16 protein-coding genes and 1 tRNA gene are annotated in these 15,256 nt (G+C 61.1%); 13 read left to right on the plus strand and 4 right to left on the minus strand.

Annotated elements, in window-relative coordinates:
- Window positions 1-20: 20 nt before the first annotated feature.
- From R8L07_15495 to R8L07_15505, 3 genes are all read right to left on the minus strand, one after another.
- Window positions 21-785 (minus strand): AAA family ATPase, encoded by a 765-nt coding sequence (locus R8L07_15495; protein MDW3206941.1) that lies wholly within the window; start codon window positions 783-785, stop codon window positions 21-23.
- Window positions 786-956: 171 nt separating this feature from the next.
- Window positions 957-1,139 carry a hypothetical protein gene (locus R8L07_15500; protein ID MDW3206942.1) on the minus strand — a complete coding sequence of 61 codons (183 nt, stop codon included), beginning with the start codon at window positions 1,137-1,139 and terminating at the stop codon, window positions 957-959.
- 58 nt (window positions 1,140-1,197) lie between these two features.
- Window positions 1,198-1,274, minus strand: a tRNA-Pro gene (locus R8L07_15505).
- Between the two features lie 190 nt (window positions 1,275-1,464).
- On the opposite strand from R8L07_15505, the gene R8L07_15510 reads away from it, so the two are divergent.
- The gene (locus R8L07_15510; protein MDW3206943.1) at window positions 1,465-2,022 is read left to right on the plus strand and encodes a DUF924 family protein; all 558 of its coding nucleotides are present in this window, start codon (window positions 1,465-1,467) and stop codon (window positions 2,020-2,022) included.
- Window positions 2,023-2,212: 190 nt separating this feature from the next.
- Window positions 2,213-2,647 carry a CBS domain-containing protein gene (locus R8L07_15515; protein ID MDW3206944.1) on the plus strand — a complete coding sequence of 145 codons (435 nt, stop codon included), beginning with the start codon at window positions 2,213-2,215 and terminating at the stop codon, window positions 2,645-2,647.
- Here the strand turns inward: R8L07_15515 and R8L07_15520 are convergent.
- A complete protein-coding gene (locus tag R8L07_15520; protein MDW3206945.1) occupies window positions 2,644-3,402 on the minus strand; it encodes an IclR family transcriptional regulator in 759 nt (252 codons plus the stop codon). The genes R8L07_15515 and R8L07_15520 overlap by 4 nt on opposite strands.
- Before the next feature lie 99 nt (window positions 3,403-3,501).
- Between R8L07_15520 and R8L07_15525 the strand changes: the two genes are divergently transcribed.
- The 11 genes from R8L07_15525 to cysS all read left to right on the plus strand — a co-directional run bounded on the left by R8L07_15525 (window position 3,502) and on the right by cysS (window position 15,252).
- Window positions 3,502-4,641: an FAD-dependent monooxygenase gene (locus tag R8L07_15525; GenBank protein MDW3206946.1), complete on the plus strand. Its 1,140-nt coding sequence runs from the start codon at window positions 3,502-3,504 to the stop codon at window positions 4,639-4,641.
- Window positions 4,638-6,215, plus strand: coding sequence for a benzoate-CoA ligase family protein (locus R8L07_15530; protein ID MDW3206947.1), 1,578 nt, complete (start codon window positions 4,638-4,640; stop codon window positions 6,213-6,215). The genes R8L07_15525 and R8L07_15530 overlap by 4 nt, the downstream gene beginning before the upstream one ends.
- A gap of 27 nt (window positions 6,216-6,242) precedes the next feature.
- Window positions 6,243-7,277 (plus strand): gentisate 1,2-dioxygenase, encoded by a 1,035-nt coding sequence (gene gtdA, locus R8L07_15535; protein ID MDW3206948.1) that lies wholly within the window; start codon window positions 6,243-6,245, stop codon window positions 7,275-7,277.
- A gap of 20 nt (window positions 7,278-7,297) precedes the next feature.
- The gene (locus R8L07_15540) at window positions 7,298-7,651 is read left to right on the plus strand and encodes an ArsC family reductase (protein MDW3206949.1); all 354 of its coding nucleotides are present in this window, start codon (window positions 7,298-7,300) and stop codon (window positions 7,649-7,651) included.
- A 61-nt stretch (window positions 7,652-7,712) separates the two neighbouring features.
- The gene (locus R8L07_15545) at window positions 7,713-8,411 is read left to right on the plus strand and encodes a fumarylacetoacetate hydrolase family protein (protein ID MDW3206950.1); all 699 of its coding nucleotides are present in this window, start codon (window positions 7,713-7,715) and stop codon (window positions 8,409-8,411) included.
- Window positions 8,412-8,705: 294 nt separating this feature from the next.
- Window positions 8,706-9,899: an ABC transporter substrate-binding protein gene (locus R8L07_15550; GenBank protein ID MDW3206951.1), complete on the plus strand. Its 1,194-nt coding sequence runs from the start codon at window positions 8,706-8,708 to the stop codon at window positions 9,897-9,899.
- 164 nt (window positions 9,900-10,063) lie between these two features.
- Window positions 10,064-10,987 (plus strand): branched-chain amino acid ABC transporter permease, encoded by a 924-nt coding sequence (locus tag R8L07_15555; protein ID MDW3206952.1) that lies wholly within the window; start codon window positions 10,064-10,066, stop codon window positions 10,985-10,987.
- A 23-nt stretch (window positions 10,988-11,010) separates the two neighbouring features.
- The gene (locus tag R8L07_15560; GenBank protein MDW3206953.1) at window positions 11,011-11,985 is read left to right on the plus strand and encodes a branched-chain amino acid ABC transporter permease; all 975 of its coding nucleotides are present in this window, start codon (window positions 11,011-11,013) and stop codon (window positions 11,983-11,985) included.
- Window positions 11,985-12,734 (plus strand): ABC transporter ATP-binding protein, encoded by a 750-nt coding sequence (locus tag R8L07_15565; GenBank protein ID MDW3206954.1) that lies wholly within the window; start codon window positions 11,985-11,987, stop codon window positions 12,732-12,734. Before R8L07_15560 ends, R8L07_15565 begins: the two co-directional genes overlap by 1 nt.
- Window positions 12,735-12,736: 2 nt before the next feature.
- A complete protein-coding gene (locus R8L07_15570) occupies window positions 12,737-13,438 on the plus strand; it encodes an ABC transporter ATP-binding protein (GenBank protein MDW3206955.1) in 702 nt (233 codons plus the stop codon).
- Window positions 13,439-13,884: 446 nt separating this feature from the next.
- Window positions 13,885-15,252, plus strand: coding sequence for a cysteine--tRNA ligase (gene cysS / locus R8L07_15575; protein ID MDW3206956.1), 1,368 nt, complete (start codon window positions 13,885-13,887; stop codon window positions 15,250-15,252).
- Window positions 15,253-15,256 lie beyond the last annotated feature (4 nt).

Below are 15,256 nucleotides of genomic sequence, written 5' to 3' on the forward strand. Positions count from 1 at the left end.
TTGCTTTTCGGCGGATCGGGTCAGGGATCAAACCGGTCGAAGATTTCACGGAGATAGGCATCGGGGTTCTCCAGGAACCTCCGGGTTATACGGTAATGCGCTGTTTCGCGGTAATCGGCATTCCGGATCGTATCCCCTTCCAGATACAGCAGATCGGCATTCGGATAGGCCATCAGGATCGGCGAATGCGTTGCCATGATGACCTGCGCTTCTCCGGATTCCTCCAGCGCATGCAGGATGGCGAGAAGCTGGATCTGACGATGGGGCGACAGCGCCGCCTCCGGCTCGTCCATGATGTAGATTCCCTTGCCGTTGAACCGGTCCTCGAAGAGCGACAGGAATGCCTCACCATGGGACTGCCTGTTCATGGACAATTCGCTATAGGAATTTTTGGCAGCCTGACCGGGCTCGTCGGACAACTCGTCCAGATAGCCGACGAAGTTGAAGAAGCTTTCCGCCCGAAGAAAGAAACCCCGCGTGACCTTGGGGCGCCATGAAAAGGTCAGCGCCTTTGCCAGCGGCTCCACATCGACAGTCTGATTGTAGTTGTGGTCACGGCTGCCACCGCCGACATTGAAGCCGCAATGGTGGGCAATCGTCTCCAGAATCGTCGACTTGCCGGACCCGTTCTCACCGACAAGGATCGTCACCGGAGTCGAGAAGGTCAAATCCAGGCCGTCCACGAGTGGAAGGTTCAAGGGGTAGTCCAGCCTGTCCCTCGGCGGCTCCCGGAAGTACATACGTTGCAGGAATGGGGCACCGAGCCCGAATTTGTCTGTCGCCATCTCTAAACCGCTTCATGCATCTATTGCCGCGCGGCGCGCCCGAACGCCATTTGGCATTGAGCAGGAACTATAACAGAACAAAACATGATTAAAACAGAACAAATCAAGCAAATGCAAAAAATTGTCGAGGCGCGGCGGAATGGGGCCCAGGTGGTGGTCAGCCTTGTTTCGTCATCTCGACTCCCGCACCACCCTGAAGCCGGTAAGGGCGTTCCAGCGGTCCGGCGCATAGGACAGGCGTCGATCCACGATCAGATATTTCTGGACCTGTGCCCATGATCCGGATTTCAGGATCCGCTTGCAGTCGCCGCTTGCATCCGGAAGGCTTCCGTCGGTTGGAGCGATTTGGCTCATTAGGCCTTGATCGACCGATAAAAAACCCCGCAACTCATTGAGTTTGCGGGGTTTTTATTGGTCGGAGTGGCTGGATTTGAACCAACGACCCCTGCCTCCCGAAGACAGTGCTCTACCAGGCTGAGCTACACTCCGGCGTGGTGCATCGGCATTTTCGAGAGGGGCGGTCGGGTCCGTCCCTTGCCGAAGCGGATCGGCTTATAACGCCCCGATTGCCCCGACGCAAGACACGGATTGTTCACGAAACACGGAATTTTCATTTTCCTGCGATGCGCCTAGTCTGCGCGCCATTCAGGGGAAAACGAAAGATCGGACGGTGACGGCGATGACGGATTTTGCGAAGGCGGTGATTTCCTACTGGTTCGGGGAATTGACGCGGAATGACTGGTTCGAGGTGAACGAAACCGTCGATCAGACGATTCGGGAGAGGTTCGGCGCCCTGCGCGAACGTCTGGCCGGCGATCCCGATTCCGCGTTCGCCGCGGCCGAGACGGCGCAGGGTGCGCTGGCGGTGCTGATTGTGCTGGACCAGTTTTCGCGCAATCTGCATCGCGGCACGGCGGAAGCCTTTGCCGCCGATCCCCTGGCCCGGGATATTGCGCGCCGTGCCATCGTACGCGGCCAGCACCTGGATCCGGACCTCCCGGAGATGGCCGGCCAGTTCTTCATTCTGCCGTTCGAGCACAGCGAAAACCTCGCGGATCAGGACTGGTGCTGTGCCTTCTGTGAGGTCATCGGCGACGCGATGTTCGCCGACTACGCCGAGCGGCACCGTGTGATCATTCGCCGTTTCGGTCGGTTCCCGCATCGCAACGCCGCATTGGGCCGTGAAACGACCCCCGAAGAGGCGGCCTTCCTGAAAGAGCCGGGATCGTCGTTCTGACGGCATAAATGCTGCGCCGCACTGTCACAGGATTGAAATCCGCGCGCAAATCGGCAGATACTTGATTCAACAGGTGTAGTTACGGCGGTTCGCGCCGCTCGCCGACGCGATTGCCGGGATCCAGAAGGGGTGGGGGACCGCCCCCACGCGGTATGGCCCCCGCGCCCTTCCAAATGAAGGGAACGGAAAGATGAGCGTCGCCGCCCTGCTGAGCAAGAAACCCAGCGATTCTATCATTACGGTGTCCGCCGAGACCTCGATTCGGGAGGCCTCGGAACTGTTGGCCAAGCACCGGATCGGCGCCGTGGTGGTCACGGAAGACAAGGACCGTGTCGTCGGTATCCTGTCCGAGCGCGATATCGTGCGCGGGCTGGCCGCGCGCGGTGCGTCGGTCATGACACAGAAGGTCGCCGATCTGATGACGGCGCCGGTTGAGACCTGCACGCCTTCGGAGGCCGCGGACGATATCATGCGGCGGATGAGCGATGGCCGGTTCCGCCATATGCCGGTGACCGAGGGCACCAAGCTCGTCGGCGTGATCTCGATCGGGGATGTGGTCAAGAACCGCATCACCACGTTGGAACAGGAAGCCAACGCGATGCGGGACTATATCACGACGGGTTAGTTCGTTCCCGCGTCATCCGACGGCAGGGAAACGGACCGGCAGGTCCGCAGCAGGGCGCCTATGGCCGGTCCGTCCGGATCAATCAGCTTTTCGTCCGTTGCGATGAGGGTGATCACCGTTTCCGCCTCTCCCTGCCAGTTCAGAACCGGCGCGGCGAGGGCGTAGAGTCCCGGAATGAAGTCACCGCCGACGCTGGCAAATCCGTCCTGCCGCACGGTTTCCTTCAATGACGGAATGTTTTGCGCCTTCTGGGCCCCTTCGGTCCGAAGCAGCGGGGCGGTCAGACCGTCCGGTGCGAAAGCCAGGAAGACGCGGCCGGTTGCCGATGTGGTCAGTGGCATGACCGTGCCGAGCCCCAGCGCCGTCACGATATGGTTTCGCGCGCGCTCCCACCGAACGATGACCGGGCCGGTTGCTCCCCAGACCGACAGCATGGCCGTATGGCCGGTTGCCGCGACGAGGTCCGGCAGAACATCCGCCGTCCGATTGACGAAATCGGTCCGGGTCAGCGCCGACAGACCCAGTTCCGTTGCGAATGGGCCGAGATCGTAACGGCCGGAGCGGGATTTCTGACTGAGCATGCCCTGGGCCACGAGGCTGGCAAGGTAACGGTGCAGTTTGCTGGCCGACATGCCGGTGCGCTCGCTGACTTCCTTCAGGGACAGAGGGCCGGTTTCCTGGGCAAATACCTTCAGCACCGTCATGGCCGTGTCGACCGAACCGATGCCGCGACGATCCTCCGATTCCTGATGCATTCGATGACCCTCAGTGGATACTGTTATTGTCTAATGGTGAATGTACTGTATATTCGTGAAAAATGAAACGGGCAAAGCACCGGATCGAGGAGGACACCAATGCGCGTAGCCATCATCGGCGCGGGACCGGCGGGTCTGTATGCCGGAACGCTGTTGCGGCGGGAATTTCCCGTTAGCGATATCGAGATTTTCGAGCGCAATCCGGAAAATGTGACCTGGGGCTTCGGGGTGGTGTTTTCCGATACGGCGCTGGATTTTCTGCGCGAAGATGATCCTGAAACCCATGATGCCATCGTGCCCCATATGGAAATGTGGCGCGACCTGACCCTCGATGTGCTGGGGGAATGCGTATCGATTGACGGTGTCGGTTTTGCGGCCGTCGGTCGTCTGCATCTTCTGCAACTGCTGACCGCCCGGGCGCGGGAGGTCGGGCTGGCGCCACAGTTCGGCGCGGATATCGGGGATCTGTCCCGCTTTCGGGATTATGACCTGATAATCGGCGCCGATGGTCTCAATTCGCTGGTCCGGCAATCGGCTGATTTCGGTGTGACGCTGGAATACCTGGACAACAAGTTCGTCTGGTACGGCACGAAACGGCCTTTCGATACACTGACCCAATCATTTCGGGAGTCGCGCCTGGGACGCTTCAATGCCCATCATTACCGTTACGCGCCGGGCATGAGCACCTTCATCGTCGAGACCGATTCAGCAACCTGGGAGGCCGCCGGTTTCGACGGTATGGAGGAGCCCGCGGCACGCGCTGTCTGTGAGGAGATCTTTGCCGATGTTCTGGAAGGGGCGCCGCTGGTCGCAAACAAGTCGCATTGGCGGAACTTCCCGAAGCTGTGGTGCGACACCTGGCATCAGGACAACAAGGTCCTGATCGGGGATGCCCTGCATACCGCGCATTTTTCGATCGGTTCGGGCACCCGTCTGGCCATGGAGGATGCCATCGCCCTGATACGTGCGCTGAAGGAGCATCCGGGCGCTGTTCGGGACGGGCTGGCGGCCTATCAGGCGGCGCGCCAGCCGATCGTGAAGAAGATCGTCACCGCCGCCAACCGCAGCGCCGACTGGTATGAAGGCTTTGCCGCAAGAATGGACCTGCCTGTCTGGGATTTCGCGGACAGCTATATTCGCCGCGCGGGACGGATCGACGATGACCGCTTGCGCAAACTGGCGCCGCAATTCATGGCCGGGCTGGACGCCCATCGCGCGACGGAGGGGACGGGCGCATGAGTGAGTACACAGATCTGGTTGCCGATGACTGCCCCGGTGCACGGGAGGTCTCGTTCTCGGTGCCGGAACGCTACAACGCGGCGTCGATCCTGTTCGACAATCTTGCCGCGGGGCGCGGTGCCAGGCCGGCGATCCTGACCGAATCCGGCGCCCTGACCTATGCCGATCTGTGCGTACGGGCCTGCCGCATCGGAAACGGCTTGTTGGGGCTGGGCTGTCAGCGCGGTGAGCGGGTCATGCTGGTTCTGAACGACAGTCCGGATTATGCGGCCGCAATCTTCGGGGCGCTGCGCGCCGGCCTGGTTCCGGTCCTTGTCAACACGCTGTCACCGGCGGATCAGGTTGCCTATTTCGTTGCCGATTCCGGTGCCCGCGTGGCCCTAATCCATTCGGAACATCAGGCCCTGTTCGATGGGGCGGACGTGGCGCATCTGATCGCCCTGGACGGGGATGCAGGGCGCACCTGGGTCGATGGGCAATCTGCCGATCTGGCCGTGGCCGACACCCATCGGGACGACATGGCGTTCTGGATGTATTCGTCCGGTTCCACCGGGCGGCCCAAGGGCGTCGTCCATCTGCATCACGACATGGCCTATACGGTCGAGAGCTATGCCCGGAATGTCCTGGGCATTCGGGAGGACGATGTCTGCTTCTCGATACCGAAAATCTTCTTCGCGTACGGCTTCGGCAATTCGATCACCTTCCCCTTCGCGGTCGGCGCCGCCACGGCCCTTCTGCCCGATCGTCCGACCCCGTCGCGGATCTTCGATATGATCCGTGCTTGCCGCCCGACCCTGCTGTTCGCGCTGCCGACAGTCTATACGGCGCTGATCAAGAGCGCCGAAGCCGCGACCGCCGATCTGAGCTCTGTCCGGTTGTGCATTTCCGCGGCGGAGGTGCTGTCGGGCGACGTCTTCAATGCCTGGAAAGACCGGTTTGGTCATGAAATCGTTGAAGGTCTGGGGTCGACGGAGGTCCTGCATATCTATCTGTCAAACACGGTGGACAGGAAGCGTCTCGGCTCTGCCGGTTTGCGGGTTCCAGGCTATGAATTGAAGCTGACCGACCGCGAGGGCAGGGCAGTGCCCCCGGGGGAGGAGGGGATTCTCTGGGTTCGCGGCCAGTCCTCCGCACCGTGCTATTGGAACCGCCCGGACAAGACGGCGGAGACCATGCGGGGTGGATGGATCTGGACCGGGGATCGGTTCACGGTCGATGAGGACGGGTTCCATTTCTTCCGCGGCCGGGCCGATGATCTGATCAAGGTCAGCGGCCAGTGGGTCTATCCGCTGGAGGTGGAGCTTTGCCTGATTGAGCACCCGAAGGTTCTGGAATGCGCCGTCATGGGCTTGCCCATGGCCGACGGACGAACCACCCTGGCGGCGGTGATTGCGCCGATGCCGGGAGTGGACGGCGGTGATGCGTTGGGCGAGGAACTGAAAGCCTATGTGAAGTCCGAGTTGTTGCCATACAAGTATCCGCGTCAGATCCGTTATCTGGACAGTCTGCCCAAGACCGGAACCGACAAGATCGACCGGCAGGCCTGCAAGCGTCTGTTGCTGGAAGATGCTTGACCATTTGTCGATGAGAGGAACGTCATCATGAGCGAAACCAAGCCGATCACCGCCGAACGCCAGGCCTTCTATGACGAGATCCGACCGCTGAACATGACGCCGCTCTGGGAGGTGCTGCACGCCCTGGTGCCGAAGCAGCCGGCGACCCGGGTTCAACCGGTTCGTTGGCGGTATGACGATGTCCGTCCCTTTCTGATGGAAAGCGGCAGCCTGATCACGGCCAAGGAGGCGGAGCGGCGCGTTCTGATCCTGGAGAATCCGGGCTGTCCGGGGGAAAGCGCCGCGACCGGCACGCTGTATGCCGGATTGCAGTTGATCCTGCCGGGTGAGATCGCGCCCTGCCATCGGCACACCCAGTCCGCGCTGCGTTTCGTGATGGAAGGAGACGGCGCCTATACCGCCGTCGATGGTGAGCGCGCGGTGATGCGGGAGTTCGATCTGATCCTGACACCCAGCTGGCAATGGCATGACCACGGCAATGACAGTGACGGGCCGATGGTCTGGCTGGACGGGCTGGATATTCCGACCCTGAGATTTTTCGACGCCGGCTTCGCCCAGCAGGGTAATGACGAATACCAGTTGGACCGGCGCCCGCCGGGGTTCAGCCGCGCGCAGTTCGGCCGCAACATGCTGCCCGTCGGGTTCGACGCGCCGAAGACCAGCCCTGTCTTCCACTATCCCTATGCCGAATACCGGCAGGCGCTGGAGGACATGAAGGGGTCAACCGAATGGGACCCGCATCAGGGACTGAAGCTGGAATTCATCAATCCGTCGACCGGTGGCCCGATGATGCCGACGATTTCCGGGTTCGTCCAGTTGCTGCCGAAGGGGTTCTCCACCAAGACCTACCGGGCGACGGATGCCATGGTCTGCACTGTCGTCGAAGGCAGCGGCAGTGTTGTCGTCGGAGAGGCGGTCTATGACTTGAAGCCGCGTGACGTTTTCGTCGTGCCGCCCTGGCACAGGCAGGCCTTCGAGGCGCGAGAGGACCTCGTTCTGTTTGTCTTCTCGGACAAGGGCATGCAGGACTCTCTCGGCATCTGGCGCGAAGAGCGCATCTGACGAAGGCGAGAGGAAAGACAGTGTCCGTCACGATCTACGGCATCAAGAACTGCGATACGATGAAGAAGGCATTCGCCTGGCTGGACGGGCAGGGGGTCGGCTATGACTTCCACGACTACAAGAAAGCCGGCGTGACCCGTGAGGCGTTGACGCGCTGGTGCGATGCGGCCGGATGGGAGAAGGTCCTGAACAAGGCTGGAACCACCTTCCGGAAGCTGCCGGATGAGGCAAAGGCGAATCTGGATCAGGATAAGGCCATCGCCTTGATGGTCGACCAGCCGTCCATGATCAAACGCCCCGTTCTGGAAACCGGGGACCGCTCGGTCGAGGTCGGGTTCAAGCCGGACCGCTACGCCGAAATCTTCGGAAAGTGACGGCGGTCAGCCGCCAAAAGGGAAACCGCGCCGAGAGGCCGCCACAGAGGATTGAATGACCATGAGTTATGTTCTGCCGCCGCCGCCCGTGACTGCCGTGCCTGTTCAGGGGGGCGGCGATTTCCCGGTGCGCAACATCTATTGCGTCGGTCGAAACTACTGGGCGCATCGCGAGGAAATGGGCGTTTCGGATCGCGATCCGCCGTTTTTCTTCACGAAATGCCGGGATGCCATCGTCTACTGCCCGCCGGACGCGACGACGGATATCGCCTATCCGCCGGAAACATCGAATCTGCATCATGAGATCGAACTCGTCGTCGCGATCGGCAAGGAAGGGTTTCGGATCAGCCAGGCCGATGCCCCGGCACATATCTATGGCTATGCCATCGGGCTGGACATGACGCGGCGCGACCTTCAGGGCGCCGCCAAGGAGAAGGGCCGTCCCTGGGACAACGGCAAGAGCTTCTTTCAGGCCGGTCCGGTCGGGGAAATCGTTCCGATGTCGAAGACGGGCGAGATTGCCAAGGGTCGCATCCGCCTGTCCGTGAACGGCGAGATGCGTCAGGATGCCGAAATGGATGAGATGATCTGGGATGTTCGGGAGACCATCGAGGATCTGTCCCGGTTCCACACGCTTTATCCCGGCGACCTGATCTTCACCGGAACGCCCGCCGGCGTTGGCGCGGTCGTTCCAGGGGATGTGATGGAAGGATCGGCAGACGGTGTCGGTGCTCTCTCTGTCCGGATTGTGAAGCCGTAGGCGGAGATGATGAATCGTTTCTCCTTGCGGCAAAGGGACGAAATGATTTAGGCTTAAAAAGTTGAAGCTTGAAATATAATGATGGGATTGCATGCAACATAGCGCAGAAATCCACATTGCGGATTAGTGTGGGTGCACTATAGTGCAGCAAGGCCGATGGGTGAGGATGGTAAGTCGGAAGTTGACCAAGCGGGCGCTTGACCCCGTATGCGCTTCCGCGTTCTCCTTGACCCATGGGTTTCGACGCGATGGGCATCCGCCCTTCGGATGTCCCAATATCAGGGAGGTATGGGTATGAAGAAAACGTTGCTGGGTGCCGCACTGGGCGCCGTAATGATGGCGGCGCCGGCTTTCGGTGCCAGCCATGGGGAGCCGGTGAAGATCGGCTTCGTGACCACGCTGACGACACCGGCCGCGGTGATCGGCAACGACATGAAGAACGCCTTCGATCTCGCGCTGGAGCATATCGGCGGCGAGATGGGCGGCCGCAAGGTCGAAGTCATCTATGAAGATGACGGTTTCAAGCCGGAAATCGGCAAGCAGGCTGCCGATAAGCTGGTGAAGCAGGACAAGGTCGACTTCGTCACCGGGTTCATCTGGTCGCACGTTCTGCTGGCGTCGTCCAAGTCTGTCCTGGACAGCGGCACGTTCCTGATCAGCGCCAATGCGGGCCCGTCCCAGCTGGCCGGCCGGGGCTGCCATGAGAATTTCTTCTCCGTTTCCTGGCAGAATGACCAGACGCCGATGGCGCTGGGTGAAGCCTTGAATGCCAATGGCGTCAATTCCGTCTACATCATGGCGCCGAACTATGCCGCCGGTAAGGACATGGTCGCCGGCGTTGAGCGCACCTTCAAAGGCGAAATCAAGGGCAAGGACCTGACGAAATGGGGTGCCGACGCGCAGCTCGATTTCTCGGCGGAACTGGCCAAGGCGAAGGCTTCGGGCGCCGAAGCGATCTGGGTCTTCTACCCGGGCAAGGCGGGTGGTGCCTTCATTCAGCAGTACACCCAGGCCGGTCTGCAGGACACCCTGCCGCTCTACTCGGTCTTCACGGTGGACGCCCTTTCGCTGCCGCGTCTGAAGGACGCCGGTCTGACGGGCGTGCTGGGCAGCCGCGCGACGCAGCATTGGTCGCCGGATCTGGACAATGACGCGAACAAGAAGTTCGTGGGCGATTTCCTGGCGAAGCACGGTACCTACCCGTCCTTCTACGCCCAGCAGGCCTACGATGCGATGATGCTGATCAAGTCGGCGGTTGATGCCGTTGGCGGCGATCTGTCCGACAAGGACGCGGTGCGTGCGGCGATGGCCAAGGCCGATTTCGCCTCGACCCGCGGCAGCTTCAAGTTCGGTAACAACCACTTCCCGATCCAGAACTTCTACCTGCGTGAAGCGGTTGAAGATTCGGAAGGGCGCTGGACGACGAAGGTCGTTTCGACGGTGTACGAGGATCACCAGGATCCGCACGCCGCCGATTGCGGTATGTAATCGCGCAGAAGTTTCCGGCGGGGCGGGCCATGGACGGTCCGCCCCGCTGTTTTTCCCCACAAGAAGTCGGGCACGATCCGTGGGGACGGTTTTTTTGGGATACGGGATAGTGCCTCGACCGGTCCGGCTCACGCGGGCCGGATCGATGGGGCGGGGATGAGTGAATGGATACGGCGCTCCTCATCACGCAGTTGCTCAACGGTTTGCAACTCGGCGTGTTGTTGTTCCTGCTGGCGGCGGGACTGACCCTGATCTTCGGGATCATGGACTTCATCAATCTGGCGCATGGCTCCTTCTACATGGTCGGCGCCTATATCTGCGGGACCCTGGTCGCGTTGCTGGACAGCTTCGTTCTGGGGGTGCTTCTGGCGATTCCGCTGACCCTGGCAGTGGGCTACGTCGCGGAACTGATCGTCGCGCGAACGCTTTATGCTCGCGACCACCTCGACCATGTTCTGGCGACCTTCGGCCTGATCCTCATCTTCGACACGGTGGTGCATCTGTTCTGGGGCGCCGAGGGCATGGCGATTCCGCTGCCCGACTGGCTGAACGGACAGATCGCCCTCAGCGAGACAATTCTGGTCCCGACCTACCGGGTTGCCATCATTCTTGTTGGCCTTGCGGTCGCCCTCGGCCTTTACGTTTTGGTGACCCGCACGCGGATCGGGATGCTGATCCGGGCAGGGGCATCCAACCGCACCATGGTTCAGGCGCTCGGCGTCGACATCAAGCGGCTGTTCTCGCTGGTCTTCGCGGCCGGCGCAGCCATCGCCGGCCTGGCCGGGATGATGGTCTCCCCAATCACCGAGGCATCGATCGGGATGGGCAATGACATCATCATCGTCGCCTTCGTCGTGATCATCATCGGCGGCATCGGTTCCGTTAAAGGGGCCTTCGTCGGTGCGCTGATCGTCGGCATGATCGAAACGATGGGCCGATCCTATCTGGACCAGCTGATGAAACTCTTCATGTCGGATCAGAATGCCGAAACCGCGGCACCTGCGGTTTCCGCCATGCTGATCTACATCCTGATGGCGGTGATTCTGGCGGTGCGCCCGCAGGGTCTGTTCCCGCCCCGCGTACGTTGAGCGGAAGCGAAAGGACGACAACGATGAACGCTTCCGACATTCTCACCCCCAAGGGTCTGATCGCGGTTCTGATCGTGGTGCTGCTGGGTGTCATGCCCATCCTCACGAACATCACGGACCAGGCCTTCTACCTTGATATCGCCACCCGAATTCTGATCCTCGCGATCGCCGCGGTCAGCCTGAACCTGATCCTCGGCTATGGCGGGATGGTCAGCTTCGGTCATGCGGCCTTCATCGGGATCGGCGCCTATGCCGTCGGTATTCCGATCTACTACGATCTGTATTCGGGCTGGCTGCACTTCCCGCTGGCAATCGCCGTAAGCGCCCTCTATGCGCTGATCACCGGCGCGATCAGCCTGCGCACGAAGGGCGTGCACTTCATCATGATCACCATGGCCTTCTCGCAGATGGTCTTCTTCCTGTTCATCTCTCTGGAGGAGTATGGCGGAGACGACGGTCTGCTGATCTGGTCCGACAGCGAATTCGTCGATGGCCTGGATGTCGACGATCCGACGACCTTCTATTACCTGTGCTTCATTTCGCTGATGGGGGTGCTCTACCTGGTGCATCGCATCGTCAATTCGCGCTTCGGCCGGGTCATTCGGGGCTCGATGTCGAACGACAAGCGGATGAAGGCGCTGGGCTATCCGACCTACGGCTACAAGCTGACGGCCTATGTCATCTCCGGTGCGATCTGCGGTTACGCGGGCGCGCTGATGGGGAACTTCACCAATTTCATCAGCCCGGAGATGATGGGATGGACCCGGTCCGGTGAGTTGATCTTCATGGTCGTTCTCGGCGGCTCTGGAAGCGTCATGGGCCCGATCTATGGCGTGCTGTCCTTCCTGCTTCTGGAGGAGTTCCTGCCCGACATCATGGATCTGTTCGCCGATGGCGCCGGTATCTACTGGCACCTGCCATTCGGCATTCTGCTTGTGCTGATCGTTCTGTTCGTGCGCGGCGGGATCAACGGGCTTCTCGACAGGTGGAACCGATAATGACGACACTTCTCGAAGTACGCGACCTGCAGAAGAGCTTCGGCGGGGTACATGCAACCAAGAACGTGTCCCTCGATGTGCTGGAAGGTGAGGTTCATGCCGTCATCGGCCCGAACGGTGCCGGCAAGACGACCCTGATCTCCCAGCTCTGCGGCGAGCAGATGCCGGATTCCGGACGTGTCCGGTTCGCCGGCAAGGACATCACCCGTGCCTCCGGCCCGGCGCGTGCGCATATGGGCATCGCCCGGTCGTTTCAGATCACGACCGTTTTCCAGGACATGACCCTGCTGGAAAACGTCTCGGTCTCTGTTCAGGCGCATGACGGTCATTCCTTCCGGTTCTGGGCCAATGCCGGCCGCGACGAGGCCCTGAATGCCAAGGCGATGACCTACCTGAAGGAAGTCGGGCTGCAGGATAAGGCGCATGTTCTTTCGCGTGAGGTTTCACACGGCGAACACCGTCAGCTCGAAATCGCCATGGCGCTGGCGACCGAACCCAAGATGCTGCTGCTGGACGAGCCGATGGCCGGCATGGGAACGGAGGAAAGCCAGCGCATGATCGAGATCCTGAAGCGGTTCAAGGGACATAAGACGATGCTGCTGGTCGAACACGACATGGATGCGGTCTTTGCCCTGGCCGACCGGATTTCCGTTCTGGTTTATGGCGAAGTCATCGCCACCGATACGCCGGAAGCGATCCGCGACAATGAGGCCGTCCGCCAGGCCTATCTGGGCGAGGAGGCTGCCTGATCATGTTGAGCGTTTCGGGACTGAAGACTTATTACGGCAACAGCCAGGCCCTGTTCGGCATGTCGCTGGAGGTGAAGGCTGGCGAGGTCGCCACGCTGATGGGCCGCAACGGCATGGGCAAGACGACCACTGTCCATTCCATCATGGGGATCGTGCCGGCGAATTCCGGGGACATCCATTTTGAAGGGGAGGCCATTCGCGGGCTCGCCCCTTACGCCGTCGCGCGGCGGGGGATCGGCCTGGTTCCGGAAGGGCGCCAGATTTTCCCCAACCTGACGGCCCATGAAAACCTGATCGCCACCGCCGCGAACTGGGGCGGCCGATCCGATCCGTGGACGGCGGAACGTGTCTACGACCTTTTCCCGGGCCTCGCGGAGCGGCGCGGCAGCATGGGGAACCTGCTGTCCGGCGGGGAACAGCAGATGCTGGCGGTCGGTCGGGCGCTGATGACCAATCCGAAAATGCTGATTCTCGACGAGGCGACGGAAGGACTTGCGCCGCTGATCCGTGACGAGATCTGGCGCAGCCTGGAAGCCTTGAAGTCGGAAGGCCTCTCCATTCTTGTGATCGACAAGAATGTGAAGGACCTCGCCCGGATCGCCGACCGGCATCACATCGTCGAAAAGGGCAAGGTTGTCTGGACCGGCAACAGCAACGCGCTGCTGGCCGACGAGGAACTGATGCATCGCTATATGGGCGTGTAAGCCCCAATCATTGAGTTGAGGGCGAAAGCCCTGCCGCCTCACCAAGACCCCCTCTCCATCAGGAGAGGGGGCTTGGTCTTTATGTATCGATTCAGCGGGGTGCGAGAATCCCTCAGGACCGGCGTCTATGTCGTTGTTCCGGAATCAAAAGTTGCAATGACCGTTATTGCTCGTCGACCGGCGACGGGTGCGACAGGCGGCCTTGCCAGCGCTGCTGCGGCGGCTATAGTGCGGGCAACGAACTCGGCATCAATCCGGCGGATCGGGCGGCATGGCCTTTACGATCGACATCATCGGGATTATCTGCGGCTGTCGCGCGCGCGGCGGCCGTTGGCGGTGCTGATCCGGAACCCCGGACATAGAACAGCGACACCATCGACCCCGCGGCAGGCACGACCCTACCGCGGGTTTTCAGTTTTGCAGCAGATTGAGAGCGGATACCGGCCATGGACCTGATGATCTACGATACCAGCAGACGACAGAAGATTTCCTTCGAACCCCGTGTGCCGGGGAAGGTCGGTCTCTATGTCTGTGGCCCGACGGTCTATGACCGGATTCATATCGGCAATGCCCGTCCCATTGTCGTCTTCGATGTCTTTGCACGCCTGTTGCGGACGCTCTATGACGAGGTGACTTATGTCCGAAACATCACCGATATCGACGACAAGATTAACGCCCGCGCGAAGGAGCGCGGCATCGATATCCGCGACCTGACGGAAACGACGGTCGCGCGGTTCCGCGAAGACTGCGCGGAACTGAAATGCGCGCCGCCGGATGTTGAACCGCGCGCAACCGAGACAATTCCGGAAATGGTCGCCCATATCGAGCGTCTGATCGAAAACGGACATGCCTATGCGCTGGACGACGGTCATGTGCTGTTCCACGTTCCGTCCTGGCCGGATTACGGCAGGTTTGCCAACAAGGACCGCGACGAACAGATATCCGGCGCCCGGGTCGACGTCGCCAGTTACAAGAAGGATCCGGCGGATTTCGTGCTGTGGAAACCATCCGATGCCGAGACCCCAGGCTGGCCAAGCCCCTGGTGTGAGAAGGGGCGTCCCGGCTGGCATATCGAATGTTCCGCCATGTCCGAGAAGTATCTCGGCCCGGATTTCGACATCCATGGCGGGGGGATCGATCTGGTCTTCCCGCACCATCAGAACGAAATCGCCCAGAGCTGCTGCGCCCATCCGCATGATGCGCAGCAGGACCGCTTTGCCCGCCACTGGATGCATAACGGCTATCTGATGAGTGAAGGCGAGAAGATGTCGAAGAGTCTCGGCAACTTCTACACGGTCGCTGAACTTCTGGAGGAGTTTCCCGGCGAGGCGTTGCGCCTGGTGATTCTGCAGGCCCACTATCGTCAGCCGCTGGATTTCTCGAAGGACAAATGCCGGGAAGCCAAGGCGGCGCTGGACCGACTGTACCGCCTGAAGCAGACGGCGCTGGAAACCGGGGCACGTCCGGCGCGGGACGATGCCGTGCATGCGGCGCTGATGGACGACATGAATACACCGCTTGCCCTGGCAAAGCTGCATGAACTGACCGATACGGTCACGGATGCGTCGGGGGCGGCGCGTTTCCTGGGGGCGCTTGATCTGCTGGGCATCGCTGTGGGCGATCCGGAAACCTGGTTCAAGGGCGGGTCGGACGGTCCGTCGGCCGAGGAAGTCGAAGGCCTGATCGAAGCCAGAAAGGCCGCCAAGGCATCGAAGGACTTCGCCGAGGCGGACCGGATCCGTGACGATCTGAAGGAACGCGGCGTCGTGCTGGAAGACAAGCCCGGCGGCGTCACCGAATGGCGGCGAGCATGACCCC

It is taken from the genome of Alphaproteobacteria bacterium (assembly GCA_033344895.1).
Lineage (GTDB): Bacteria > Pseudomonadota > Alphaproteobacteria > UBA8366 > Aestuariispiraceae > Pacificispira.